This window comes from Pseudomonas sp. GW822-FHT05A08 (assembly GCF_058800485.1).
The window spans coordinates 5,912,579-5,938,264 of sequence record NZ_CM179511.1 but is presented as its reverse complement, the minus strand read 5'-3'; the positions used below and the strand labels follow the sequence as shown (position 1 = coordinate 5,938,264).

Genomic DNA, 25,686 nt, shown 5'->3' with positions numbered 1-25,686 from the left:
TCGACCTGGAATGTTCCTGGTCCGCGGCGCCCGGCTTCGAAGGGGGCCTAGGATGCCGAGCGGGGCTTTTGCCTTGTATGAGACGAGTACGAAACGGCGAGCCAGGGAATGGAACAAAATGTTTCAGGAGGGCAGCCTGGGGTTGCCCAGGGCCGGAATTGTTGCTCAGGGCTGTCCGGGATGGGTCAGGCGTGGTGTTCGATATCGCGCAGCATGCGTTCGATGACCGACAGCACCGCGTGGCGTTGCGCCTCCAGGGCCTGCTCGCCTTCATGAGTCGCACGTTGCAGGTCGAGGCAGGCCCGCATCAACGCCGGCGAATCGACCGTGCAGGCCAGGCCGCTGACCCGGTGGACCCACTGTTCGAGGAAATCCGGTGTGTCGGGCAGCGGGGCGCTCAGCAGCTCGCGCTCCTGTTCCAGGTTCCGGCGCAGCTCCTGGAGCAAGCGCTCCTTGAGCTGCGGATCGTTCTGGAAACCCTCCAGGTAGGACAGGTCGAACGTCGCGGCAGCCTCCTCGTCAGGCGCTGGGGCGAGGGGCGGCGTGAGGGGGGCGTTGAGAGATGAACTGGATAGCCCGGGCGCTTTCAGCTTGCCGAGTATTTCCCGCAGACGCTCGAGGACGATGGGCTTGATCATCAGGTCATCCATGCCGGCCGCCTGGCAACGCTGCTTTTCGTCTGCCAGGGCGCGGGCGGTGTAGCCGATGATCGGGATCCTGGGTAGCCCGCGCGCCTGTTCTGCGGCACGGACATTGCGGGCCAGGGCGTAGCCGTCCATGTGCGGCATGTTGCAATCGGTGACCAGCACATCGAAGTGGCCCTGCTCCCAGGCTTGCAACGCCGCCTTGCCATTGCTGACGTAGGTCCCGCGATGGCCGAGCCTGAGCAGTTGCTGTTCGAGCACCAGGCCGTTGGTGGAAACGTCGTCGACGATCAGTACATTCAACCCGGCCACCGCCGTAGCGCCTTGAAGGGCATGCTGCGGCTCGTCCTCGTCCGGTTGCCAGGGCAGGGTCAGTTCGAAGCTGACCCGGCAACCCTGGCCCGCTGCACTGGCGAGGCGGATGCTGCCGCCCATGAGTTCGACCAGCTGTTTGCAGATGCTCAGGCCCAGGCCGGAGCCGCCGTGCAGGTGGGCGATCTCGGCGTGGGCTTGTTGGTAAGGCGCGAAAATCTGCGGCTGCTGATCCTCGGCGATGCCGATGCCGGTGTCGCTGACATGGAACATCAGGCGGCTTTGCCGAGGCCCCGAGTCCAGCTCCTGGACCGACAGTTCGACCCAGCCCTGGTTCGTGAACTTCAAGGCGTTGGACAACAGGTTGTGAAGGATCTGCGTCAGGCGCAGGGCGTCCACCTGGTAGCGCCGCTCGGGGGGCAGGCGGTGTCGCAGCTTCAGCTCCAGGTGTTTTTCCCGGGCCTGCGCGGCGAACAGCTCAAGGCAGTTGGCCAATAGTTGATCGAGGTCGGTGGGGCCGGGCACCAGCTCCATCTGGCCAGTCTCGACCTTGTCCAGATCGAGAATATTGCCGATCAGGTCGATCATCGATTGCGCCGACTGCTGGGCGATGCTGAGGTTTTGCGAAGGGGTGGACGCGCCGCTGGTTTCCAGCTCCAGCAGGCCGACCATGGCGTTCAGCGGGGTGCGCAGCTCATGGCTCATGGTCGCGAGGAACTGGCTTTTCGCCGCGCTGGCGTCGATTGCCTGCTGCTGGGCTTCGAGCAGCTTGTGTTCCAGGTGCTTGCGCACGCTGATGTCGATCCAGCCGCCCAGCAGGCCCTGCTGCTTGCCGAGGGCGGTGTAGAAGGGCACCAGCCATTGGTAGATATGATGGGCCTGGCCATCGACCTCGATCACGCTGTCGAGGAATTGCGACTGGCGGTTATCCAGCAGCCGTTGGTGCTGCTCCTCCAGATCCAGGGCCAGGGCGCGTGGGGCGATGCCTTGCTCTTGCGGCGTGGTGCCGCGCATCTCGTCCAGGGACCGGCCGAAGAACTGCTCATAAGCGTGGTTGCAGGTGCTCAGCCGCCCTTGCAAGTCACGCACGTAAAGCGGGATGGGCAAGCCGTTGAGCAAGGCGAACTGGAAGGCCAGTTGGTCCTTGAGCTGATTCTGCGCGACGCGCCGCTGGCGGATCTGAATCCGCAGGCGCCAGTTCCAGTAAAACGACAGCAGCACCAGCACCAGGACCAGCGCGGCGCTTTGCCAGACCCAGCTCGGCAGGTAGGCCCAGAGCGAACCCTTGGTGGCGGGGCGCGCCTGGATGCTGATGCGGTCCTGGTTGCCGTCCGAAGTTTTCAACGAATACAGGAGTTTGTTGAGAATGCTCAGGAGTTCGGGGTGCTTGGCCGATACGGCGAACACCAGGGGCTCGGCCTGGGCCTGGAACTGCTTGCCGGCCCGGAGCCGGGGATTGTCCAGCTGTTGGGCATCGGCTGCGCTGTTCAGCGTGGCGTCGACCATGCCCTGTTCGACCAGATGCAGGGACTGGGAGTAGTGGTCGGTGAGTACCAGTTCGATGCTCGGATAGCGGCTCTGGAGCAGAGGCTGCAGGGGATGTCCGGCGGCGATCGCCAGGCGCCTGCCCCCCAGGGCCGCCAGCGAGCTGGGGGAACTGGCGCCCTCGCGGGTAATGAAGGCCCAGTACTCGGTGCCGAAGCCATCGCTGAATAACAGGCTCTTTTGCCGGACCGGAATCGGTGCCAGCGATAGGGCGATTTGCGCCTCATCCCGTTCCAGGCGCTGGCGGTCGATGTCCGGGGACTGGCTGTCGATGATGTTCAGTTGCAGTTGATAGTCGTCGGCCAGGCTGCGCAGCACATTGAACGCCAGTCCGGCCCATTGGCCGTCGTCCTTGCGGTACAGGTAATTGGGGATTTCGTGGGCGATCAGGTTCAGCGAAGGAAGATGCTTGAGCCAGTTGTCTTCCGCGCTGTTGAGGGCGAAGGAGTCGGTCGGCGCGAACAGCCAGGGCGAGCGTTCCCAGTGCTGCAATATCTCCTGCTTGCGCTCCCGGGAAACCGTCTTCAGCGCGGCGTTGATCAGGGGCACCAGATTGTCCTCATGCCCGCGGGCGGCGAAGCTGAAACCCATGGCCGGCAGATTGGCGACGTACTTGTTCTGCAACTTGAGGTTGGCCAGGCTGCGCATGTAGAAATTGGTGCGCAGCTGATCGCCGATCAGGGCGTCGGCTTCGCCGTCGGACAGGCGCTGCAGGCCTTCGACAATGCTGTTGATCACGATCAGTTCAGCCTTGGGATAGGCCTTGCCGACTGTTTCAGCCTGCACGTAGTAGGCCGGAACCAGCACGCGTTTGCCCGCCAGGTCAGGGGACAGGTCCTTGTCGGCGATGCGTCCGACGATGATCGGCTCGTTGTCCAGGTAGGGCTTGCTGTAGACGAACCCTGGCTGTTTTCTTTCGTACTCGGTGGCGCGGGGCATCAGGTCGATGTCCCCAGCGATCAGGGCGGCGATGGCACTGTCCACCGAAGGGTAGGGCACCCGTTGAATCGGCAGTTCGAGAAACTGACTGATATGTTCCAGGTAGTCGTTGGTGATCTGGTTGAGCACATCGTTGCCACGAGGCTCGGGTTGCTCGTTGGAGGCGCTCACTTCGGCGACCCGTAGCGGGCGAGGGGGCAGCGTCTGACGCATGGCCATCAGCGTGGCCAGGGACAGCGGAGCAGGCTCAGGCTCGGCGGCGCCCAGGGACGCGACACTGGTCAGCAAGAGCATGATCCAGAGGATCAGGCGCGGCAGGCCGGCTGGAGGGTTCGGCATAGTCTCAGGCCAGCCCGACTTCCTGGATGTACAGGTAGAGGCTGGCATTGCTGTCCAGGCCCAGCTTGCGCATGGCACTGCTCTTCTGGCTGCTGATGGTCTGCTTGGAACGATTGAGGTGCGTGGCTATTTCATTGACCGACAGCCCGGCGCCGTAGAGGCGTAGCACCTCGACTTCGCGAGGGGACAGTTGTTCGACCTCGGCCAGAGGCTCCATGGGGTCGAACAGATGCCGGATGGACGGGGAGACGAAGGGTTTGGCCTGGCTGGCGCGAATGGCCTTTTGCAGGTCGCCTTGTACCCCGCGCTTGCTGATCAACCCCTGGACCCCCAGCTTGAGGATCGAGGCCAGCAGCGCCGGGTTGTTGAGCATGGTCACCACGATGACTGCGATCTCGGGGTAACGGCGGCGCAACTGTTCGATCAGGCGGATGCCGTCGGCCTGTTCGCTGTGGGGCATCATCAGATCGGTGACGACCAGATCGCAGGGCTGTTCGGCCAACAGCTGGAACAGCCCTTCGACATTCTGGGCCTCGCCGACGATCTGCAACGTGCTGTCGCCGCTGAGCGAGGCGCGGATGCCGATCAGTGTCAGCAGATGATCGTCGACGAGTATTACTTTCCTTTGCATCTGTGGTGGGTTCCTGTCCGTGCGTAGCGAGAGCATAGAGTTAAGCAGAACGCATGCAAGTATCTGACAGTGTCAGCGGTGCGCAGGGTACTCCTGTCGAGTGGCGCGATGAAGTGTCCACCGCTTCAGGCAAAACAGGCATTGGCCTGACAGCGGGCATGGGGCAGGGGATGTCCGTAAAACATTGGCAAATAGGAGGGAGTAAGGGGGGGGCGTAACAGCCAGCAGGGCCAGGAGTCCCATCGGCGAGCCCGTGGCTTGGGTTTCAAGCCACGGGGCATTTCGCACAGGTCAGATCAGACGTTGAAGCGGAAGTGCATCACGTCGCCGTCCTTGACGATGTAGTCCTTGCCTTCCAGGCGCCATTTGCCGGCTTCCTTGGCACCGGCTTCACCCTTGAACTGGATGAAGTCGTTGTAGGCGATCACTTCGGCGCGGATGAAGCCTTTCTCGAAGTCGGTGTGGATCACCGCGGCGGCCTGCGGAGCGGTAGCGCCGACGCGGACGGTCCAGGCGCGCACTTCCTTGACGCCGGCGGTGAAGTAGGTCTGCAGGTGCAGCATCTCGTAGCCGGCGCGGATCACGCGGTTCAGGCCAGGTTCTTCGAGGCCCAGGGCTTCGAGGAACATGTCTTTCTCTTCGCCGTCTTCAAGTTCGGCGATTTCCGCTTCGATCTTATTGCAGACCGGCACCACCACGGCGCCTTCTTCTTCGGCGATGGCCTTGACCACGTCAAGGTGCGGGTTGTTTTCGAAACCGTCTTCAGCAACGTTGGCGATGTACATGACCGGCTTGGTGGTCAGCAGGTGGAAGCCTTTGATCACTGCTTTTTCGTCGGCGCTCATGTTCTTCATCAGGCTGCGCGCTGGCTTGCCTTCGGTGAAGTGCGCGATCAGTTGCTCGAGCAGGGCTTTCTGCGCCACGGCGTCCTTGTCACCGCCCTTGGCGTTGCGCGCAACTTTCTGCAGTTGCTTTTCGCAGCTGTCGAGGTCGGCGAAGATCAGTTCCAGGTCGATGATCTCGATGTCGCGTTTCGGGTCGACGCTGTTGGACACGTGGATCACGTTGTCGTCTTCGAAGCAGCGGACCACGTGGGCGATGGCATCGGTTTCGCGGATGTTGGCCAGGAACTTGTTACCCAGGCCTTCACCTTTCGAGGCGCCCGCCACCAGGCCGGCGATGTCGACGAACTCCATGGTGGTCGGCAGCACGCGCTCGGGCACCACGATGGCGGCCAGGGCGTCCAGACGCGGATCCGGCATCGGCACGATGCCGCTGTTCGGCTCGATGGTGCAGAAGGGGAAGTTCTCGGCCGCGATACCGGATTTGGTCAGGGCGTTGAACAGGGTGGACTTGCCGACGTTAGGCAGGCCGACGATGCCGCAGTTGAATCCCATGGTGTTTCCCCTCGGATAAGAGTCAGGCCTTCTGGCTGTGCAGGTTTTTCATCGCACGGTTCCATTCACCGGCGAAGATATCCGGCAGCACGCCGAGGGCAAAATCGATGCTGGCATCGAGCTTTTCCTGTTCGGCGCGCGGCGCACGACCCAGGACAAAGTTCGAGACCATGCTGGCGACGCCTGGGTGGCCGATGCCAAGCCGCAAGCGGTGAAAGGTATTCTGGTTGCCCAGTTGCGCGATGATGTCGCGCAACCCATTGTGCCCGCCATGCCCGCCGCCCTGTTTGAGCTTGGCGACGCCGGGTGGCAGGTCGAGTTCGTCATGCGCCACCAGGATTTCTTCGGGCTTGATACGGAAGAAACCGGCCAATGCCGCCACGGCCTGGCCGCTGCGGTTCATGTAGGTGGTGGGTATCAGCAGACGAATGTCCTGACCCTGGTGCGAAAAGCGCCCGGTCAGGCCGAAATATTTGCGATCGGCCACAAGGCTGACGCCTTGTTTCTCGGCGATGCGCTCAACAAAAAGGGCCCCTGCGTTATGCCGGGTCTGTTCGTATTCGGCGCCTGGATTACCCAGGCCAACGATCAGTTTGATGGCAGTCACGATAGGGGCCCTTCCTTGGAGTTGTGGATAACATCGCCGCGACTGGAGTGTGCGGCGAAAGTGGACGACAAGTGCTCATTTACCATTATGTAAACTCCGCGTTCCCGCCCGCTTTCTCGCTACGTTCCAGTCCGCGATGTTTCCGGTAACTCCGGCAAGCAGAGTGAATTACTCTGCAGCGCCTTCTGCAGCTTCTGGAGCAACACGTGGAGCGTGAACGTTGGCAACAGCCAGGTCGTTACCGTGAGCCAGAGCAACGAACTCAACGCCTTTAGGAGCCTTGATGTTCGACAGGTGAACGATGGTGCCGATTTCAGCGTCGCCCAGGTCGACTTCGATGAACTCAGGCAGGTCTTTCGGCAGGCAGGACACTTCGATTTCAGCGATAACGTGCGAAATCTCGCCGCCTTTCTTGACCGGAGCAGCTTCGTTGATGAAGTGCACTGGAACGATAGCGGTCAGTTTCTGACCAGCAACAACGCGTACGAAGTCAGCGTGCATCACGTGGCCTTTGGCCGGGTGACGTTGCAGCGCCTTGATCACGACGTTTTGCTTGGTGCCGCCAACGTTCAGTTCGATAACGTGGCTGAAAGCCGCTTCGTTTTCGAGCAGTTTGGCAACTTCTTTGGCCAGCATGCTGATGGATTCAGGGGCTTTGTCACCACCGTAAACTACAGCTGGAACCAGGCTTGCGAGACGACGCAGGCGGCGGCTCGCACCTTTCCCCAGGTCGGAACGCAGTTCAGCATTCAGAGTAAAATCGTTCATGTTGTATCTCCAAAATAACCACACTCGCCCCAGCGTTTGCGACCAGCGCTAAAGGCGATATGGGCAAAAAAGCCCCGCCCCAACAGGAATGCTGGGGCGGGGCGCTTTTCGTCATCGAGATGTAAGGCTAGGGCAGGGCCCTAGCGGAACATCGCGCTGATCGATTCTTCGTTGCTGATACGGCGAACCGCTTCGGCAACAACCGGTGCGATATCCAGTTGACGGATACGCGCACAGGCTTGTGCTGCAGCGGACAGCGGGATGGTGTTGGTCACCACCAGCTCGTCCAGCACGGAATTTTCAATGTTCTCGATTGCTCGACCCGACAGCACAGGGTGTGTGCAGTAGGCAAAGACCTTGGCAGCGCCATGCTCTTTCAGGGCCTTGGCCGCGTGGCACAGGGTGCCGGCGGTATCGACCATGTCGTCAACCAGGATGCAGGTACGGCCTTCAACGTCACCGATGATATGCATCACTTCAGAGTGATTGGCTTTCTCGCGGCGCTTGTCGATGATCCCGAGATCCACGCCCAGGGATTTGGCCACGGCACGTGCACGCACGACGCCGCCAATGTCCGGGGAGACGATCATCAGGTTTTCGAAACGTTGGTCTTCGATGTCATCCACCAGAACCGGGGAGCCGTAGATGTTATCTACTGGAATATCGAAGAAGCCCTGAATCTGGTCAGCATGCAGATCAACCGTGAGAACACGGTCGATGCCGACTACGGTAAGCATGTCAGCCACGACTTTCGCGCTGATAGCCACACGTGCGGAACGCGGACGGCGATCCTGACGGGCATAACCAAAGTAAGGAATTACAGCAGTGATTCGAGTCGCTGAGGAGCGGCGGAAGGCATCAGCCATCACGACGAGTTCCATCAGGTTATCGTTGGTCGGAGCGCAAGTCGGCTGAATAATGAAGACGTCTTTACCGCGGACATTTTCATTGATCTCAGCGGTAATTTCGCCGTCGGAAAATTTACCGACAGAGATGTCACCGAGAGGGATATGCAGCTGACGTACGACACGTCGAGCCAGATCGGGGTTAGCGTTCCCCGTAAAGACCATCATCTTGGACACGCGCAGTACCTGAAGGCTGAGGGTATACCTGGATGAGTATAAGGAAAATGGCAGGGGCGGCTGGATTCGAACCAACGCATGGCAGGATCAAAACCTGCTGCCTTACCGCTTGGCGACGCCCCTGTATCTGTTGCATCAAGTGCCTGGCACTTGGTTCCTTTTAGAGCAGGCTTTGCAGCTTGCGATGCAACATCGAAACGTTGCTTCCTTTTGCTACAAACCCTGTAAGGGTCTCTGTAAGAAGGGCCGAGACTTTATCAGCTTCAGCTTTGCTTGGGAAGCCCCCAAACACACAACTTCCAGTTCCGGTCAGTTTTGCTTCGGTAAATTTACCTAGCAAATTCAATGCGTTACGTACATCTGGATAACGCCTTGCAACCACCGGCAAACAGTCATTTCTGCCGTTTCCCTTGGGAACGGGGCGCACTTTAATGGGCGGAGTGTCACGTGTCAACAGCGGATCTGAAAAAATTTCTGCTGTACTTACAGAGACTTGCGGCACCAGCACGAGATACCAAGGTTCCTCGGGGTCTACCGGGGTGAGTTTTTCTCCCACGCCCTCGGCGAAAGCTGCATGCCCCCGCACGAAAACCGGCACGTCGGCGCCCAGGGAAAGGCCCAGCGCGGCCAGGCGATCTTCGTTCCAGCCCAGTTGCCAGAGGTGATTCAGGCCCAGCAGAGTGGTTGCTGCATTGGAACTGCCGCCACCGATGCCGCCGCCCATGGGCAGGACTTTCTCGATCCAGATATCGATGCCCAACGGGCATGCGGATTGTTCCTGAAGCTGTTTGGCCGCGCGCACGATCAGGTTGCTGTCGTGGGGGACGCCGGCGAACTCCGTATGCAGGCGAATGACGCCGTCATCGCGCACGGCAAAGGTGATTTCATCGCCGTAATCGAGAAACTGAAAAATCGTCTGCAGTTCGTGATAGCCGTCTTCACGGCGGCCGAGGATATGCAGCATCAGATTGAGTTTTGCCGGGGAGGGCAGGGTCAGTCGTGGCGCGCTCATGCTTACTGCCCCAGCTTGCGTGGTTGCCATTCCTTGATCACCAGCGTGACGTCAAGGTCGCGGCCATGCAGCTTGATCCGCTCGGGCAGCCAGTAACCGCTCTGTTGTGCATAACTCAGGTATTCGACCTGCCAATTGTCCTGTTCGAGATTGGACAGGCGGCTGTCGCCGTCCAGGGTCAGGCGACTCTTGCTGTCGGGGGCGGGCAGCCCGCGAACCCACCAGGCCAGATGCGAGACCGGCAGGTTCCAGCCCAACTGTTCTTCGAGCAGGGCTTCCGGAGTCGGGGCTTCGTAACGTCCCTGGTTGGCGACTTCCAGCGCGACCTTGCCGGGACGTCCGGTCAGGCGGGCGGCGCCGCGACCCAGCGGGCCGGACAGGCGGATATCGTAGTAATCCTGGCGCTGCAGCCAGAACAACGTGCCGCTGCCCGAATCCTTGGGGGCGCGAATGCCGATCTTGCCGTTGATCTGCCAGCCGTCGAGGCCGCTCAGTTGCTGTTTGTGCTCGCGCCATAGCGCAGGGCTGCCGTGACCCTCGACGGATTCGCGGGTGCCGAAACCCGAGCAGCCGGCGAGCAGAGCGATAAAGCCGAAAACGATAAGGTGGCGCAAAAACATAGTCTTAAAGGGTCTCTGATCCGGTCAGGCGCTTGATGGTGCTGCGCAGGATAGGGCTGTCTGGCTGGTCCTTGAGGAACTTGCTCCAGATCTGCTTGGCTTCGCGTTGCTTGCCATTGGCCCAGAGCACTTCGCCCAGGTGCGCGGCGACTTCCTGGTCGGGAAAGCGTTCCAGCGCCTGGCGCAGCAGGCGTTCGGCTTCCGCGAGGTTGCCCAGGCGATAGTTCACCCAGCCCAGGCTGTCGAGTACCGCCGGATCGTCCGGGGTCAGCTGGTGGGCCTGTTCGATCAGGGCCTTGGCTTCGGCGTAGCGGGTCGTGCGATCCGACAGGGTGTAGCCGAGGGCGTTCAATGCCATGGCGTTGTCCGGCTCGCGCTTGATGATCAGGCGCAGATCCTTTTCCATCTGGGCCAGGTCGTTGCGCTTCTCGGCCTGCATCGCACGGGTGTAGAGCAGGTTCACATCGTCCGGGTATTGCTGCAGGGCTTGCTGGAGAATCTTCCAGGCCTTGTCGCCCTGTTTGTTGGCGGACAGGGTTTCGGCTTCGATCAGGTACAGCTGGATGGCGTAGTCCGGCTGGGTGTCGCGGGCGGCGGCCAGGCGTTTTTCGGCTTCGGCGGTACGGCCGTTGTTCATCAGGATGTCGGCCTGGCGCAATTGTGCCGGCAGGTAGTCGGTACCTGGGCCGACCTGGCCGTATTCCGCCAGCGCGCCTTGCGGGTCGTTGAGTTCTTCGGCGATACGGCCCAGGTTCAGGTGCGCCGAATCGACGTGGCTTTCCCGGGCGATCAGGTCCTCCAGGTAACCCTTGGCTTCTTCCCAGTCCTTGGCTTCCAGGCAGACCAGCGCCAGGGAGTAACGCAGCTCGTCGTCTTCCGGGTACTGCTGGACCAGGCTGGAGAACTGGGCCTTGGCGTCGTCCATGCGATCCTGCTCGACCAGCATGCGCGCGTAAGTCAGGCGCAGGCGCTTGTCGTCCGGGTACTTGCGAATGCTTTTTTCCAGCAGCGGCAGGGCTTCGTCGGCGCGGCTGAGGCTCTGCAGCAGGCGGGCGCGCAGGAGGATCGGCGCGATCTCGCCTTCTTCCGGCGGATTCTGCTCCAGCAGCTTAAGGGCTTCGCGGGTATCGCCGTCCTGTTGCAGCAGCAGCGCCTTGCCGAACACCAGTTGGCCGTTGTTCGGGTGTTTTTGCAGCAGGCGGTCGAAGCTCTTCATCAGCCCGTTACGCGTGTCCTGGTCGGTGTCGGCGGCCGACAGCGCGAGGAAGTCGAAATGGGTGTCGCCCTTGCCCTGCAGGACTTTCTCCATATAGACCATGGATTCGTCGTAGCGCCCGCTGCGGGCCAGCTGGATGGCGGCGGCACGCTGGGCTTCCAGGTCGTCCGGGGCGTTTTTCGCCCAGATCAGCGCAGTGTCCAGCGCGGCCTGGTCGGCGCCCAGGTATTCGGCGATGCGAAACGCCCGCTCGGAGATGCCCGGATCCTGGGTATTGATGGCCTGGGTGACATAGTTGTCCAGGGCAATGTCGAAACGATTGCGTTGGCCAGCCAGCTCCGCGCTCAGCAGGCTGAAGACCGTGTCTTCGCTGAACGAGGAGTAAACCTTGGGCTTTTCAGGAGCCGGGGTAGTGTCTTCGACCGGCGGCGTACCGTCCGGTGAAACGGGTGCCAAGGCCTGGCAGCCGCTGAGGAAGACAAAAGCGAGGAGCAACGCGGAAGATCTATTCATATAGGAAGAGGACGACTAACCTGCGGTCGGATCATCATGACACAAGCCTTCGGCCAAACATAACCGAGACTCAGCGGATGCCTTACAGAGGCAGTCTATTGGGACAATAGTCGGCAGTGGTTGTTCTGAATCTTTCGAAGTAGGACAATTGTCGGCTTCTCGACATCATCAGCGACCTTGAATGGCCTTCCTCGCACTCGGTATTAACCACAAGACTGCTTCAGTAGACGTCCGCGAGCGCGTGGCCTTTACCCCTGAGCAGTTGGTTGAGGCCTTGCAGCAGCTCTGCCGCCTCACCGACAGCCGCGAAGCTGCGATCCTCTCCACCTGCAATCGCAGTGAACTCTATATAGAACAGGATCACCTTTCGGCGGATGTCGTGCTGCGCTGGCTGGCCGAGTATCACCATCTGAGCCTCGAAGACCTGCGCGCCAGTGCCTATGTGCACGAAGACGATGCGGCCGTTCGTCACATGATGCGTGTCGCCTCGGGGCTGGACTCGCTGGTGCTGGGCGAACCGCAGATCCTCGGGCAGATGAAGTCCGCCTACGCCGTGGCGCGTGAGGCCGGAACCATAGGCCCGCTGCTGGGGCGGCTGTTCCAGGCCACCTTCAGTGCCGCCAAGCAGGTACGTACCGACACCGCCATCGGCGAAAACCCGGTTTCCGTGGCCTTTGCCGCGGTGAGCCTGGCGAAACAGATTTTCAGCGATCTGCAGCGCAGCCAGGCGCTGCTGATCGGCGCCGGCGAGACCATTACCCTGGTCGCCCGCCACCTGCATGACCTGGGGGTCAAGCGCATCGTGGTCGCCAACCGCACGCTGGAGCGCGCCAGCACCCTGGCCGAACAGTTTGGAGCCCATGCCGTGCTGCTGTCGGATATTCCTCAGGAGCTGGTGCACAGCGATATCGTCATCAGTTCCACCGCCAGCCAGTTGCCGATCCTTGGCAAGGGCGCGGTGGAAAGCGCGCTGAAGCTGCGCAAGCACAAGCCGATCTTCATGGTGGATATTGCCGTTCCGCGGGATATCGAACCGGAAGTCGGCGAGTTGGACGACGTTTACCTCTATACCGTCGACGATCTCCACGAAGTGGTCGCCGAAAACCTCAAGAGCCGCCAAGGCGCGGCGCAGGCGGCGGAAGAGCTGGTGAACATCGGCGCCGAGGACTTCATGGTGCGCCTGCGCGAGCTGGCTGCGGTGGACGTGCTCAAGGCGTATCGTCAGCAGAGCGAGCGCCTGCGCGATGAAGAACTGCAAAAGGCCCTGCGCATGCTGAGCAACGGCAGCAGTGCCGAAGACGTCCTGATGCAACTGGCTCGCGGCCTGACCAACAAACTGCTGCATGCGCCCAGCGTCCAGTTGAAAAAACTGACCGCTGAAGGCCGCCTGGATGCGCTGGCCATGGCCCAGGAACTCTTTGCCCTCGGTGAGGGCGCTTCGGACTCTTCGGATAAAAAACCGCAATGAAAGCGTCACTGCTCAATAAGCTGGATGTCCTCCAGGACCGTTTCGAGGAACTGACCGCGTTGCTTGGCGACGGCGAAGTCATTTCCGATCAGGCCAAGTTCCGCGCCTATTCCAAGGAGTACGCGGAAGTCGAGCCGATCGTCGAGACCTATAAACAGGTGCTCAAGGTCCAGGCCGACCTCGAGGGCGCCCAGGCGCTGCTCAAGGACAGCGATCCGGACATGCGCGAAATGGCGGTGGAAGAAGTTCGCGAGGCCAAGGAACAACTGGTCGAACTGGAAAGCACCCTGCAACGCATGCTGCTGCCCAAGGACCCCAACGACGGGCGCAACGTGTTCCTGGAAATCCGCGCCGGCACCGGTGGCGACGAGGCGGCGATCTTCTCCGGCGACCTGTTCCGCATGTATTCGCGTTATGCCGAGCGGCGTGGCTGGCGGCTGGAGATCCTCTCGGAAAACGAGGGTGAGCACGGCGGCTATAAAGAAGTCATTGCCCGGGTCGAAGGCGAGAACGTCTACGGCAAGCTGAAATTCGAATCCGGTGCCCACCGCGTGCAGCGGGTGCCGGCCACCGAGTCCCAGGGCCGCATCCATACTTCGGCCTGCACCGTGGCGGTATTGCCCGAGCCGGACGAACAGGAAGCCATCGAGATCAATCCCGCGGACCTGCGGATCGATACCTATCGCTCCTCCGGTGCCGGTGGCCAGCACGTCAACAAGACCGACTCGGCGATCCGCATCACCCACATCCCGTCGGGAATCGTGGTCGAGTGCCAGGAAGAACGTTCCCAGCACAAGAACCGGGCGCGGGCCATGTCCTGGCTGTCGGCCAAGCTCAACGACCAGCAGACCAGCGCCGCAGCCAACGCGATTGCCAGCGAACGCAAGCTGCTGGTGGGTTCGGGCGACCGTTCCGAGCGCATTCGCACCTACAACTTTCCCCAGGGTCGGGTGACCGATCACCGTGTCAACCTGACCCTCTATTCCCTGGATGAAATCCTCGCCGGTGGCGTCGAAGCCGTGATCGAACCGCTTCTGGCCGAATACCAGGCCGATCAACTTGCGGCACTGGGCGAGTAAACATAAATGACCATCATCGCCAGCCTGTTGCGCGCCGCCCAATTGCCCGATTCGCCCACGGCCCGCCTGGATGCCGAGTTGCTGCTGGCCGCTGCCCTGGGCAAGCCGCGCAGCTTCCTGCACACCTGGCCCGAGCGGATCGTGCCCAGCGAAGCGGCACTGACTTTTGCCAGTTACTTGCAGCGGCGCCGTTCCGGCGAGCCGGTGGCCTATATCCTTGGCCAGCAGGGCTTCTGGAAGCTCGACCTGGAAGTGGCGCCACACACCCTGATTCCGCGTCCCGACACCGAATTGCTGGTGGAGGCGGCGCTGGAACTGCTGCCCGCCACCCCGGCCAGAGTGCTCGACCTGGGCACCGGCAGCGGCGCCATCGCCCTGGCCCTGGCCAGCGAGCGCCCGGCGTGGCGGGTCACCGCGGTCGACCGGGTGCTGGAAGCCGTGGCCTTGGCCGAACGCAACCGCCAGCGCCTGCAACTGGACAATGTCACGGTGCTGAGCAGCCATTGGTTCAGTGCCCTCCCAGGCGAGTGTTATCAGCTGATCATCAGCAACCCGCCCTATATCGCCGACGCCGACCCGCACCTGGCGGCTGGCGATGTGCGTTTCGAGCCGGAGAGCGCCCTGGTCGCGGGCAAGGACGGGCTGGACGACCTGCGCCTGATCATTGCCCAGGCGCCAGAGCACCTCGAGGCTGGCGGCTGGTTGATGCTCGAGCATGGCTACGACCAGGCGCCGGCTGTACGCGACCTGTTACTCAGCCAAGGGTTTGCCGAGGTGCACAGCCGTGTCGACCTGGGCGGTCATGAACGCATCAGCTTAGGAAGCCTGCCGTGCTGAACGATCAGGAGTTGTTGCGCTACAGCCGGCAGATTCTGTTGCAGCACGTCGACATCGACGGCCAGTTGCGGCTCAAGGCCAGCCGCGTATTGATCGTCGGCCTGGGTGGCCTGGGTGCTCCGGTGGCCTTGTACCTGGCCGCCGCGGGTGTCGGCGAGCTGCACCTGGCCGACTTCGACACGGTCGACCTGACCAACCTGCAACGCCAGATCATTCATGACACTGACAGCGTCGGCCTGAGCAAGGTCGATTCGGCAATGCGCCGCCTGTCCGCGATCAATCCCGAGATCCAGCTGGTGCCTCATCGTGCCGCGCTGGATGCCGACTCCCTGGTGGCCGCGGTCACGGCGGTGGACCTGGTGCTCGATTGCACCGACAACTTCTCGACCCGCGAAGCAGTGAATGCCGCCTGTGTCGCCGCCGGCAAGCCGCTGGTCAGCGGCGCGGCGATTCGCCTGGAAGGGCAACTGTCGGTGTTCGACCCACGGCGTCCCGAGAGCCCGTGCTACCACTGCTTATATGGGCACGGCAGCGAAGCCGAACTGACCTGCAGCGAGGCCGGTGTGCTCGGGCCGCTGGTGGGGCTGGTGGGCAGCTTGCAGGCCCTCGAGGCCTTGAAGCTGCTGGTGGGGTTCGGCGAGCCGCTGGTGGGGCGCCTGTTGTTGATCGATGCCCTGGGCACGCGCTTTCGCGAACTGCGGGTCAAGCGCGACCCGGGCTGCAGCGTCTGTGGGGGCCCACATGCGTGAGGCGCCGATCGGTGTCTTCGACTCCGGCGTCGGCGGCCTGTCGGTGCTGGCGGAGATCCAGCAGCGCCTGCCCCATGAATCGCTGCTATATGTAGCCGATTGCGGCAACATTCCCTACGGCGAGAAAACCCCCGAATTCATCCGTCAGCGTTGCAGCCTGGTCGCCGGGTTTTTCCGCGAGCAGGGCGCCAAGGCGCTAGTGCTGGCCTGCAACACCGCGACTGTGGCCGCTGTCGCCGACCTGCGTCGGGACTACCCGGACTGGCCTATCATCGGCATGGAGCCCGCGGTCAAGCCGGCTGCTGCCGCCACCCGCAGCGGCGTGGTCGGCGTGCTGGCCACCACCGGAACCTTGCAGAGTGCCAAGTTCGCCGCCTTGCTCGATCGTTTCGCCACCGATATCAAGGTCATTACCCGGCCATGTCCGGGCCTGGTGGAACGGATCGAAGCCGGGGACCTGCACAGCCCCGCGTTGCGCCAACTGCTGCAGGGTTATGTCGAACCGCTGCTGGCGGCCGGCTGTGACACCCTCATCCTCGGCTGCACCCACTATCCGTTTCTCAAGCCGTTGCTCAAGTCGATGATCCCCGAGGACATCAGCCTGATCGATACCGGGGCCGCGGTTGCCCGCCAGTTGGAGCGCCTGCTCGGCGAGCGCGAGCTGTTGGCTGCGGGGCCTGCACGCCAGGCCCGGTTCTGGACCAGTGGCGATCCGTGTCACTTCAGACATATTCTGCCGTTGCTCTGGAAAGAGGCGGGAGCGGTGCAAAGCTTCGCTTTATAAAAAATCCTGCAGAAGCGCTGATTTGCTCTGAACTTCTGTTCAAGCGCAGATTTCTATTAACGTGTCTGCGGAATCTGTACAACACCATACAAATCGTTTGAAAAGGATGTTCCTGATGAGACGAATGTTTTGTTTGGCCGCGCTTGCGGCCGCGCTGTTGGGGCAAAGTTTTTCGGCACAGGCGGCCGGCGTCGAGTTTTCGGTGGGGCAGACCGGCGATTCGACCCAGACCTATCGCCTGGGCATGCAATTCGATTGGGACAAAAGCTGGCTGCAAAGCGATGTCGGTCGCCTGACCGGCTACTGGAGCGGCGCCTATACCTTCTGGGATGGCGACGAGAAGTCCAGCAACCACAGCCTGTCGTTCTCGCCGGTGCTGGTGTACGAATTTGCCGGGCAGAACATCAAGCCTTACATCGAGGCGGGGATTGGCGTGGCGGTGTTCGCCAACACCGAGGTGGAGGACAACAAGCTGGGTTCGGCGTTCCAGTTCGAGGACCGCTTCGGTTTCGGCCTGCGGTTCAACGGCGGGCATGAAGTCGGTCTCCGTGCCACGCACTATTCCAACGCTGGCATCGCGACGCCCAACGACGGTGTAGAGAGCTACTCGCTGCATTACACCATGCCGTTGTAAGACCCTTTCAGCGATACGCCGTGGCGATGCCGCGGCGTTCGTTGAGGCAGTCCGCTTCCCCCATCTCGAATTCCCGGCAGATCAGTGGCCGTTGTTCGTAGATGCTGCACAGCATGCTGTTGCGATCCAGCGCAGCACACCAGCCATCATCCAGTCGCAACATGACTTCGCCGCCCCAGTCGTCGGTGTCGATAAAACGTTCGGGCACCCCGGTTTCGGTGATCAGCATCACTTCCAGTTGGCAGCAGCAGGCCGCGCAGCTCGAGCAGGTGACCGCCGTTTCGGCGATCTGGGTGACAGGAATAGTGGTCATAGGCGCGCAGTGTAAGGCAAGTGGCCGCAGGCTGTGTGAAACCACTGACGGACGCCTGCCGCCCTTACTCCCGATACTCCTCGGCCGCCACCCGTGACGGCAGGTTCTTGAAGGCCGCCAGGGCGCGCTCGCGGGACATCGACAGATCGACCATCGGCGGCGGGTAATCGGCCACGCCGAACAGGCCACCCATGGCAGCCGGGTTGTGGATATCTTTTTCGCTCAATCCCGCCAGCTCTGGCAGCCAGTGCTTGATGAACGTCCCTTGGCTGTCGAACCTCTGCGACTGGCTCAAGGGGTTGAAGATGCGGAAGTAGGGCGCCGAATCGGTGCCGGTGGATGAACTCCATTGCCAGCCACCGTTATTCGCCGCCAGGTCGCCGTCGATCAGGTGGCGCATGAAAAAACGCTCGCCCTGGCGCCAGTCGATCAGCAGGTTCTTGGTCAGGAACATCGCCACGATCATCCGCAAACGATTGTGCATCCAGCCGGTTTCCAGCAACTGGCGCATGGCTGCATCGATGATCGGCAGGCCGGTGCGGGCCTGCTGCCAGGCCGCCAGCTCCTCGGGGGCATCGCGCCAGGCCACGGCTTCGGTTTCCGGGCGGAAGGCCCGGTGCCGGGACACCCGCGGATAACCCACCAGGATGTGTTTGTAGAACTCGCGCCAGAGCAGTTCGTTGATCCAGGTGACGGCGCCGGGGCTACCACTGGCGAACTCGCCCCGGTTGTTTTGCAGCGCCGCGTGCAGGCATTGGCGCGGCGACAGCACGCCGGCGGCGAGGTAGGGCGAAAGCTGGCTGGTGCCGGGCCTGGCCGGCAAGTCGCGCTCGGCTTGGTAGTGGTCGAGCTGCGTCTCGGCAAAGCGCGCCAGGCGTTGTTGCGCCGCGGTTTCACCGGCCGGCCATAGCGCCTGCAGGTGCGGGCCGGGTGTGGGGAAGCCCTCGACCTGCCAGGGCAGCGCATCGGCCTTTATCCTCAGCGCGGCTTGCGCCCTGGGAGCCGCCAGCTGTGGCGGCAGGGCGCTGTGCAGCCGGTTGTAGCAGACCTTGCGAAACTGGCTGAAGACCTGGAAGTAGCCGCCGCTCCTGGTCAGCACACTGCCGGGCCGGAACAGCAGTTGGTCGAGGTAACTGTGGAAGCCCACGCCCTGGCTCTTCAGCAGGCTGGCCACCGCCATGTCACGGCGACTCTCGTGAATGCCGTATTCCTCATTGACGTGCAGCGCCTCGATGGCCAGTTCCCGGCACAGCTGCAACAGCACCTGGGGTGCCTGTTCCCAGCTCGGCGCCTGGCGGATCAGCAGCGGGATGTTCAGCCGGGCCAGGTCGCCGCTCAGTTGCTCAAGGTTACGCAGCCAGAAGTCGACCTTGCACGGCGCATCGTCATGCGCCTGCCATTGCCGCGGGCTCAGCAGGTACAGGGCCACGGTCGGCCCGCGCTGGGTTGCGGCGCTCAGCGCGGTGTTGTCATGCAGGCGCAGGTCGCTGCGTAGCCAGATCAGTTGCATGGGAATTCCTGCATTAGAGAAGCCTTAGCCCGGTCAGGGCCTGGTGTGCCGAGAGCGGGTCTGCGGCGAGGTGCAGATTGGCGATCTCGGTAGTGCAGATGGCCAGTTCGGCGTGGTGGATGCTCACTGCTGGGCCGACGATGAGTACCGGGCGGTCGAGGCCGCCGAGCAGGTGTGGCAGTTGCCGCAGGTTGATCGACTGGCTCGAGTACAGCAGCACGCCCCGCGCTTTCAGGTGTTCGGCGGCCAGGGCCAGTTCACCGGGGGGCAGCGGCCAGTCGAAGACTTCCACCGGGCAGTCGGCATTGCTGATCAGCCAGGCGCAGAGCCACAGGTGCGGCTCCAGCGGCAGGTCCGAGTGATTGATCAGCAGCAGCGGGGCGCCTTGCAGCTGGCGATTGTTGTGATAGACCCGCACCGCGAATTTGCTGCGCAGCCAGGAATGGAAAAACACCCGCTCCATCCGCATGCCAAAGCGGCCCTGCCAGCGCTGTTCGAGTTCGCCCAGCAGTGGTAGCAGCAGGTGCTCGCACAAGGTTCGTGGCGGATAGAGCGCCATGGCCTGGTTGAAGCTTTCGTCGACCTGGCGCTCGGCCAGTTGGCTGATGGCCTGAATCAGGCGCTGGCGTTGCAGGTGCCAGTCGTTGTGGGCCGGTTCGCTGGGCGCCGGCTCGGCGTCCAGCAGGTGCTTGACCTGGCTGACCGCCACCCCGCGATCGAGCCAGGTCAGGATCTTCAGGATGCGCTGCACGTGTTCGTTGGAAAACAGCCGGTGACCCTTGGCGGTGCGTTGCGGCACGATCAGCCCGTAACGACGTTCCCAGGCGCGCAGGGTGACGGCGTTGACCCCGGTCTGGCGGGTCACCTCGCGAATCGGCAACCAGCTTTGCTCATGGGCGCCATCGGATTCGCTGGCGGATGCATCCGGGTCGAGCCTCGAGTCATTCATGGTTCAGAGCGCGTTGCGCAGGCTGAGGCTTTCCGGGTGGGGCTGCAGGTACGCCTGTTGCGCGATGTAGGGATCGGGGTGCCGGCGCAGGTGATGCTTGAGCAGGGTCAGCGGCACCACCAGCGGCACGATGCCGTGGCGGTACTGGGTGATGAGGTGCTGCATTTCCTGTTTGTCGTCGCGGCTGATGGCTTGCTTGAGATAGCCGCTGATGTGTTGCAGCACGTTGCTGTGGGTGCGGCGGGTGGCGCACTTTTTCAGGGCCGTCATCAACTGGCTGAAATAACGCGGGCCGACGTGCGCCGGGTCGCTTTGGCCCATGCTGCCCAGCAGATTGCCGAGGACCTTGTATTGCTCCGGGTTGTGGGCCATCAACAGGTATTTGTAGCGCGCGTGAAAGTCGGTCAGGCGGCGACGGCTCAGGCCCTGCCTGAGCACGTCCTGCCAGGCGCTGTAGGCGAATACCCGGGTCAGGAAGTTTTCCCGCAGCACCGGATCCTTGAGCCGGCCGTCTTCTTCCACCGGCAGGTCCGGATGGCGGCTGCAGAAAGCCTGGGCATGGATGCCGCGTCCGCTGAGCTTGGCGGGGCGGCCCAGGTCCTGATAGACCTTGACCCGCTCCAGGCCGCAGGACGGAGATTTCTGCATGAAGATGTAGCCGCAGAGGCTGTCCAGTTCAGCGGCCATGCGCTGGCCGTAATCCGTGAGTGCCCGGGTGACATCCATGGTTTGGTCGACGCTGCCAACGGCCCGCGGTTGCCGCGGATCGCCCATCAGGCGGATCGGTTCGCGGGGGGTACCCAGGCCAATGGCGACTTCCGGGCACAGCGGGACAAACTCGAAAAACTCAGCGAGGGCCTGGCTGCACAGGCGCGATTCCTTGTGCCCGCCGTTGTAGCGCACAGGCGCCCCCAACAGGCAGGCGCTGATGGCGATTCTCGGCTTGTCGGCCTGGGCTGGATTGTCGGGCATGTGAGAGGCTCCGGTTTTATGTACAAAAATAAGATCTTGTACAATTTTCCCTCATCATAGGATCAAAGGTGTGCAAGTCAAATATTTTGTACAGCTTTGCCGCGCAGCCTTTTGGGTTACGTCCTGCTCATCTGTCGTGCGATTGCTGGCTGGCTAACGCATGAGATTGTGGCGCGCGTTTTTCTTCGTCTCGGAACGGTCCGACTGGCAGAAGTGTGTTCGAGTCTTGAGCGGAGCAGACAGGCTGCTGTCCATGGCGACAGCAGCAAGGTTACGCGGGGTGATGCGCTTACAGGTTTTCGTGCAACCGGCGGGCGGCCTCCTGCCCGCTGAGCCAGGCTCCTTCGACGCGACCGGACAGGCACCAGTCGCCGCACACATAGAGCCCCAGGTCGACATCCGCCAGGGCTCCCCACTCATGGCTGCTGGCCGGGCGAGCGTAGAGCCAGCGGTGGGCGAGGCTGAAGGTCGGGGCGGGCATGGCGCTGTGCAGCAGTTCGGCGAATGCGCCGTGCAGCTGTTCGATCACGGCTTCTTTCGGCAGATCGATGTGCTGGCGGCTCCAGGTGCTGCTGGCATGCAGGACCCAGGTGTCGAGGCTGTTGTCGCGTCCTGGCTTGCTACGGTTGCGGGCTAGCCAGTCCAGCGGGCTGTCCTGTACGAAGCAGCCTTCCACCGGGGTTTCCAGCGCGCTCTCGAATGCCAGGGCGACAGCCCAGGTCGGGTCCATTTTCACCCCGGCGGCGGCACTCGCCAGTTTCGGTGCGGCGGCCAGCAGGGCGGTGGCCTGGGGGGCCGGCGTGGCGATGATCACGTGGCTGAACGGACCATGGGTGAAACCTTCGGCATCCTGCAGGTGCCAATGCTGTTCGCCGCGGTAGACCTCGGTGATGCGGCAGGCGAAATGCACCTCCGTTTCGCCCAGCAGGCCACGGGTGATGGCGCTCATGCGTGGGGTGCCGACCCAGCGGGTCTGTTCGTCCGGCGACGGGGTGAGCTGGCCGCCATGGAAGTTGTACAGCTGCGGCGCCCATTCGGCGGCCCAGCCATTGGCTTGCCAGCGCTGGACTTCGGTGACGAAGCGCCGGTCGCGGGCGGTGAAATATTGCGCGCCCATGTCCAGCGCGCCGGCGTCGCTGCGTTTGCTGGACATACGCCCGCCGCTGCCGCGGCTCTTGTCGAAGAGTTGCACGACATGCCCGGCGTCTCTCAGCGCCTGGGTGGCGGAGAGTCCGGCGATGCCGGTACCAATGATTGCGATGGGTACGGTCATAGGGGCCTCGTTTACCTTTCTGTGCAGACTACGCCGTCGTTAAAATCTGTACAATTTTGTTGTTTGGTATAACTTTCGGCGTTATCGGTTTTACAGGGTGTCCTATTGTTAAACACAGAGCCTGCCCGATTGAAAAGATCCCTGCTTATAAAAATAGACTAGGGATGGGGGTAAAACGCCACGCGAGGAAGATGTCATGCACATATTGCTGACCGGCGGTACTGGTTTGATAGGACGTCAGCTCTGCCGTCACTGGTTGACCCAGGGCCATCAGTTGACCGTATGGAGTCGTCGGCCCACCGAGGTGCCCAAACTGTGTGGCACTCAGGTCCGCGGCATCGCCCGCCTGGACGAGCTCGCAGAGGAACCGGTCGACGCCATCATTAATCTGGCGGGAGCACCGATCGCCTATCGGCCCTGGACTCACAGGCGCAAGGCGTTGCTCTGGAGCAGCCGCATTACCCTGACGGAAAAGCTGCTGGCCTGGCTGGAAAGCCGGGGGCAGAAGCCCGGGTTGCTGATCTCCGGGTCGGCCGTGGGCTGGTATGGAGATGGCGGGGAGCGCGAGCTGAACGAGGATTCGCCCCCGGTCAGTGAGGATTTCGCCAGCCAGTTGTGTATCGCCTGGGAGGAGACCGCGCAGCGTGCCGAGGCCATGGGCCTGCGTGTGGTGCTGATTCGCACGGGCCTGGTGCTGGCGGCCGAGGGCGGCTTTTTGTCGCGCCTGCTGCTGCCCTTCAAACTGGCGCTGGGCGGGCCGATCGGCAACGGTCGGCAGTGGATGCCGTGGATTCATATCAAGGATCAAATCGCCCTGATTGATTTTCTTCTGCACCGCAGTGATGCCAGCGGTCCTTATAATGCCTGCGCGCCCAAGCCGGTGCGCAATCGCGAGTTCGCCAAGACCCTGGGCAGCGTCTTGCACCGGCCGGCGGTAGTGCCGGTGCCGGCCTTTGTCTTGCGTGTCGGCCTGGGGGAATTGTCGTTGTTGCTGCTGGGTGGTCAGCGCGCGGTCCCCGCGCGGTTGCAGGCCGCCGGATTCACTTTCCAGTTCACTGATTTGCGTGCGGCCCTGGACGACCTGTCCAGCCGCCTCTGAAATAGGACGTTGCATGACCGATCACGCGTTGCTCCTGGTCAACCTGGGTTCGCCGGCCTCCACCTCGGTGGCGGATGTTCGCAGCTACCTCAATCAATTCCTGATGGACCCTTACGTGATCGATCTGCCGTGGCCGGTTCGGCGGCTGCTGGTGTCGCTGATCCTGATCAAGCGGCCGGAGCAATCGGCCCATGCCTACGCCTCGATCTGGTGGGAGCAGGGTTCGCCGCTGGTGGTGCTCAGCCGCCGCTTGCAGGAAGCCATGACGCGGGAGTGGAAGCACGGCCCGGTGGAACTGGCGATGCGTTATGGCGAGCCGTCCATCGAGTCGGCGTTGCTGCGCCTGGTGGCCCAGGGGCAGAAGAAGATCACCCTGGCGCCGCTCTATCCACAATTCGCCGACAGCACCGTGACCACGGTGGTGGAGGAAGCCCGGCGGGTGATTCGGGACAAGAAGCTGGACGTGCAGCTTTCGGTGCTGCGGCCGTTTTACGATCGGCCGGAGTACCTCGAAGCGCTGGTGGCCAGTGCCAGGCCGCACCTGCAACAGGACTTCGATCATCTGCTGCTGAGCTTCCATGGCTTGCCCGAGCGGCACCTGAAAAAGCTCAATCCCGGCCACAGCCTGGAAGGCGATTGCTGCCGCGACGCGACACCCGAGGTGGCCGCCACCTGTTACCGCGGCCAGTGCCTGAGCACGGCCCGGGCATTCGCCGAACGCATGGGGCTGGCGGACGGCAAGTGGTCGGTGTCGTTCCAGTCCCGTCTGGGGCGTGCCAAGTGGATCGAGCCCTATACCGAAGCGCGCCTGGATGAATTGGCCCGACAGGGGGTGAAGAAGATCCTGGTGATGTGCCCGGCGTTTGTCGCCGACTGCATCGAGACCCTGGAAGAGATCGGTGATCGCGGTCGCGAACAGTTCCGCGAAGCGGGAGGGGAGGAATTGGTGCTGGTGCCGTGCCTGAACGACGACCCGCAATGGGCCAAGGCATTGAACACCTTGTGCGAGCGTGCGCCTTTGGCGTTGTAAACGCATCGCGGGCAAGCCTTGCTCCTACGGCAACACCGTTGGTAGGAGCGAGGCTTGCCCGCGATGGATTTCCGGCTGACGCGGATCCTCAGATCAGCGGTTCCTCAGCCTTCTTGTTCTTCCAGCCATCGTTACCCGGCAGGATCAGGTTCAGCGCAATCGCGACGACGGCGCACAGGGCGATCCCTTTCAGGCCGAAGTCGTCCGGACCTGTACCGGTACCGATCAACACCCCGCCAATCCCGAACACCAGGGTCACCGAGACGATCACCAGATTGCGGGCTTCGCCCAGGTCGATCTTGTGACGGATCAGGGTGTTCATGCCCACCGCCGCGATCGAGCCGAACAACAGGCAGAGAATCCCGCCCATCACCGGTACCGGAATGCTTTGCAGCAGTGCGCCGAACTTGCCGATAAACGCCAGGCTGATAGCGAAGACTGCCGCCCAGGTCATGATTTTCGGGTTGTAGTTCTTGGTCAGCATGACCGCGCCAGTCACTTCGGCGTAGGTGGTATTGGGCGGACCGCCAAACAGGCCGGCGGCGGTGGTGGCGATGCCGTCACCGAACAGGGTGCGATGCAGGCCGGGCTTCTTCAGGTAATCGCGACCGGTCACGCTGCCGACTGCGATCACCCCACCGATGTGCTCGATGGCGGGTGCCAGGGCCACAGGGACGATGAACAGGATCGCCTGCCAGTTGAACTCCGGCGCGGTGAAGTGCGGCAGGGCCAGCCAGGGGGCCGCGGCGATCTTCGCGGTATCGACCACGCCGAAGTAGAACGACAGGGCAAAGCCCACCAGTACCCCGGAGATGATCGGCACCAGGCGGAAGATGCCTTTGCCGAACACCGCGACGATCAGGGTGGTCAGCAGCGCCGGCATCGAGATCATCATCGCCGTCTGGTAATGAATCAGCTCGCTGCCGTCGCCGGCCTTGCCCATCGCCATGTTGGCGGCGATCGGTGCCATGGCCAGGCCGATGGAAATGATCACCGGGCCAATCACCACCGGCGGCAGCAGCCGGTCGATGAAACCGGTGCCCTTGATCTTCACCGCCAGGCCCAGGAAGGTATAAACGAAACCGGCCGCCATCACCCCGCCCATGGTCGCGGCCAGGCCGAACTGGCCCTTGGCGAGAATGATCGGGGTGATGAAGGCAAAGCTGGAGGCCAGGAATACCGGTACCTGGCGCCCGGTCACGAGCTGGAACAACAGAGTCCCGAGACCCGCCGTGAACAGCGCCACGTTGGGGTCGAGACCGGTAATCAGCGGCATCAACACCAACGCGCCAAAGGCCACGAAGAGCATCTGCGCGCCAGACAGCACCTGGCGCCAGAGCGGATCGTTGAACTCATCCCGCATG

General features: G+C 62.5%; 23 protein-coding genes and 1 tRNA gene. 8 read left to right on the top strand and 16 right to left on the bottom strand.

Features of this window, described 5'->3' with window-relative positions; genetic code table 11:
* Positions 1 to 185 precede the first annotated feature (185 nt).
* The 10 genes from AC3RCP_RS26755 to AC3RCP_RS26710 all read right to left on the bottom strand — a co-directional run bounded on the left by AC3RCP_RS26755 (position 186) and on the right by AC3RCP_RS26710 (position 11,625).
* A complete protein-coding gene (locus AC3RCP_RS26755) occupies positions 186 to 3,779 on the bottom strand; it encodes an ATP-binding protein (RefSeq protein ID WP_101339081.1) in 3,594 nt (1,197 codons plus the stop codon).
* Between the two features lie 4 nt (positions 3,780 to 3,783).
* A complete protein-coding gene (locus tag AC3RCP_RS26750; protein ID WP_101339080.1) occupies positions 3,784 to 4,410 on the bottom strand; it encodes a response regulator in 627 nt (208 codons plus the stop codon).
* 296 nt (positions 4,411 to 4,706) lie between these two features.
* Positions 4,707 to 5,807, bottom strand: coding sequence for a redox-regulated ATPase YchF (ychF, locus tag AC3RCP_RS26745; protein ID WP_007928338.1), 1,101 nt, complete (start codon positions 5,805 to 5,807; stop codon positions 4,707 to 4,709).
* Between the two features lie 22 nt (positions 5,808 to 5,829).
* Positions 5,830 to 6,414, bottom strand: a complete 585-nt coding sequence (gene pth / locus AC3RCP_RS26740) for an aminoacyl-tRNA hydrolase (RefSeq protein WP_007928340.1) — start codon at positions 6,412 to 6,414, stop codon at positions 5,830 to 5,832.
* A gap of 168 nt (positions 6,415 to 6,582) precedes the next feature.
* The gene (locus tag AC3RCP_RS26735; RefSeq protein WP_007928342.1) at positions 6,583 to 7,182 is read right to left on the bottom strand and encodes a 50S ribosomal protein L25/general stress protein Ctc; all 600 of its coding nucleotides are present in this window, start codon (positions 7,180 to 7,182) and stop codon (positions 6,583 to 6,585) included.
* 140 nt (positions 7,183 to 7,322) lie between these two features.
* The gene (locus AC3RCP_RS26730) at positions 7,323 to 8,264 is read right to left on the bottom strand and encodes a ribose-phosphate pyrophosphokinase (protein ID WP_003171603.1); all 942 of its coding nucleotides are present in this window, start codon (positions 8,262 to 8,264) and stop codon (positions 7,323 to 7,325) included.
* Positions 8,265 to 8,312: 48 nt separating this feature from the next.
* Positions 8,313 to 8,387 (bottom strand) — tRNA-Gln (locus AC3RCP_RS26725).
* 37 nt (positions 8,388 to 8,424) lie between these two features.
* Positions 8,425 to 9,276 carry a 4-(cytidine 5'-diphospho)-2-C-methyl-D-erythritol kinase gene (gene ispE / locus AC3RCP_RS26720; protein WP_053262602.1) on the bottom strand — a complete coding sequence of 284 codons (852 nt, stop codon included), beginning with the start codon at positions 9,274 to 9,276 and terminating at the stop codon, positions 8,425 to 8,427.
* Positions 9,277 to 9,278: 2 nt separating this feature from the next.
* Complete coding sequence (gene lolB / locus AC3RCP_RS26715; protein WP_492570716.1) at positions 9,279 to 9,896, bottom strand: lipoprotein insertase outer membrane protein LolB; 618 nt, start codon at positions 9,894 to 9,896, stop codon at positions 9,279 to 9,281.
* A 4-nt stretch (positions 9,897 to 9,900) separates the two neighbouring features.
* Positions 9,901 to 11,625 (bottom strand): tetratricopeptide repeat protein, encoded by a 1,725-nt coding sequence (locus AC3RCP_RS26710; RefSeq protein ID WP_007928348.1) that lies wholly within the window; start codon positions 11,623 to 11,625, stop codon positions 9,901 to 9,903.
* A gap of 181 nt (positions 11,626 to 11,806) precedes the next feature.
* Here AC3RCP_RS26710 and hemA point away from each other — a divergent pair, with 181 nt between their 5' ends.
* The 6 genes from hemA (at position 11,807) to AC3RCP_RS26680 (ending at position 17,176) form a co-directional block, all read left to right on the top strand.
* Positions 11,807 to 13,093, top strand: coding sequence for a glutamyl-tRNA reductase (gene hemA, locus AC3RCP_RS26705; protein ID WP_009045563.1), 1,287 nt, complete (start codon positions 11,807 to 11,809; stop codon positions 13,091 to 13,093).
* Positions 13,090 to 14,172, top strand: a complete 1,083-nt coding sequence (prfA, locus tag AC3RCP_RS26700) for a peptide chain release factor 1 (RefSeq protein WP_007928353.1) — start codon at positions 13,090 to 13,092, stop codon at positions 14,170 to 14,172. Before hemA ends, prfA begins: the two co-directional genes overlap by 4 nt.
* A 6-nt stretch (positions 14,173 to 14,178) precedes the next feature.
* A complete protein-coding gene (gene prmC, locus AC3RCP_RS26695; protein ID WP_101339078.1) occupies positions 14,179 to 15,009 on the top strand; it encodes a peptide chain release factor N(5)-glutamine methyltransferase in 831 nt (276 codons plus the stop codon).
* Positions 15,003 to 15,758 (top strand): molybdopterin-synthase adenylyltransferase MoeB, encoded by a 756-nt coding sequence (locus tag AC3RCP_RS26690; protein ID WP_101339077.1) that lies wholly within the window; start codon positions 15,003 to 15,005, stop codon positions 15,756 to 15,758. Before prmC ends, AC3RCP_RS26690 begins: the two co-directional genes overlap by 7 nt.
* Positions 15,751 to 16,542 carry a glutamate racemase gene (gene murI / locus AC3RCP_RS26685; RefSeq protein WP_101339076.1) on the top strand — a complete coding sequence of 264 codons (792 nt, stop codon included), beginning with the start codon at positions 15,751 to 15,753 and terminating at the stop codon, positions 16,540 to 16,542. The genes AC3RCP_RS26690 and murI overlap by 8 nt, the downstream gene beginning before the upstream one ends.
* A 115-nt stretch (positions 16,543 to 16,657) precedes the next feature.
* Positions 16,658 to 17,176, top strand: a complete 519-nt coding sequence (locus AC3RCP_RS26680) for an acyloxyacyl hydrolase (RefSeq protein ID WP_007928361.1) — start codon at positions 16,658 to 16,660, stop codon at positions 17,174 to 17,176.
* A gap of 7 nt (positions 17,177 to 17,183) precedes the next feature.
* Here AC3RCP_RS26680 and AC3RCP_RS26675 read toward each other — a convergent pair whose 3' ends face one another.
* From AC3RCP_RS26675 to AC3RCP_RS26655, 5 genes are all read right to left on the bottom strand, one after another.
* Positions 17,184 to 17,489 carry a YkgJ family cysteine cluster protein gene (locus tag AC3RCP_RS26675; RefSeq protein WP_007928363.1) on the bottom strand — a complete coding sequence of 102 codons (306 nt, stop codon included), beginning with the start codon at positions 17,487 to 17,489 and terminating at the stop codon, positions 17,184 to 17,186.
* Positions 17,490 to 17,553: 64 nt separating this feature from the next.
* Positions 17,554 to 18,999: a deoxyribodipyrimidine photo-lyase gene (phrB, locus tag AC3RCP_RS26670; protein ID WP_492570717.1), complete on the bottom strand. Its 1,446-nt coding sequence runs from the start codon at positions 18,997 to 18,999 to the stop codon at positions 17,554 to 17,556.
* A 13-nt stretch (positions 19,000 to 19,012) separates the two neighbouring features.
* Positions 19,013 to 19,948, bottom strand: coding sequence for a MerR family transcriptional regulator (locus AC3RCP_RS26665; RefSeq protein ID WP_492570718.1), 936 nt, complete (start codon positions 19,946 to 19,948; stop codon positions 19,013 to 19,015).
* Positions 19,949 to 19,951: 3 nt separating this feature from the next.
* Positions 19,952 to 20,920, bottom strand: coding sequence for a YbgA family protein (locus AC3RCP_RS26660; RefSeq protein ID WP_492570719.1), 969 nt, complete (start codon positions 20,918 to 20,920; stop codon positions 19,952 to 19,954).
* A 289-nt stretch (positions 20,921 to 21,209) separates the two neighbouring features.
* Positions 21,210 to 22,193, bottom strand: a complete 984-nt coding sequence (locus AC3RCP_RS26655) for an NAD(P)/FAD-dependent oxidoreductase (RefSeq protein ID WP_007928371.1) — start codon at positions 22,191 to 22,193, stop codon at positions 21,210 to 21,212.
* Between the two features lie 196 nt (positions 22,194 to 22,389).
* On the opposite strand from AC3RCP_RS26655, the gene AC3RCP_RS26650 reads away from it, so the two are divergent.
* The gene (locus tag AC3RCP_RS26650; protein WP_492570720.1) at positions 22,390 to 23,292 is read left to right on the top strand and encodes a TIGR01777 family oxidoreductase; all 903 of its coding nucleotides are present in this window, start codon (positions 22,390 to 22,392) and stop codon (positions 23,290 to 23,292) included.
* Between the two features lie 13 nt (positions 23,293 to 23,305).
* Positions 23,306 to 24,322 carry a ferrochelatase gene (gene hemH, locus AC3RCP_RS26645; RefSeq protein WP_492570721.1) on the top strand — a complete coding sequence of 339 codons (1,017 nt, stop codon included), beginning with the start codon at positions 23,306 to 23,308 and terminating at the stop codon, positions 24,320 to 24,322.
* 88 nt (positions 24,323 to 24,410) lie between these two features.
* Here hemH and AC3RCP_RS26640 read toward each other — a convergent pair whose 3' ends face one another.
* The gene (locus AC3RCP_RS26640; RefSeq protein ID WP_053262590.1) at positions 24,411 to 25,685 is read right to left on the bottom strand and encodes a uracil-xanthine permease family protein; all 1,275 of its coding nucleotides are present in this window, start codon (positions 25,683 to 25,685) and stop codon (positions 24,411 to 24,413) included.
* Between the last annotated feature and the right edge of the window lies 1 nt (position 25,686).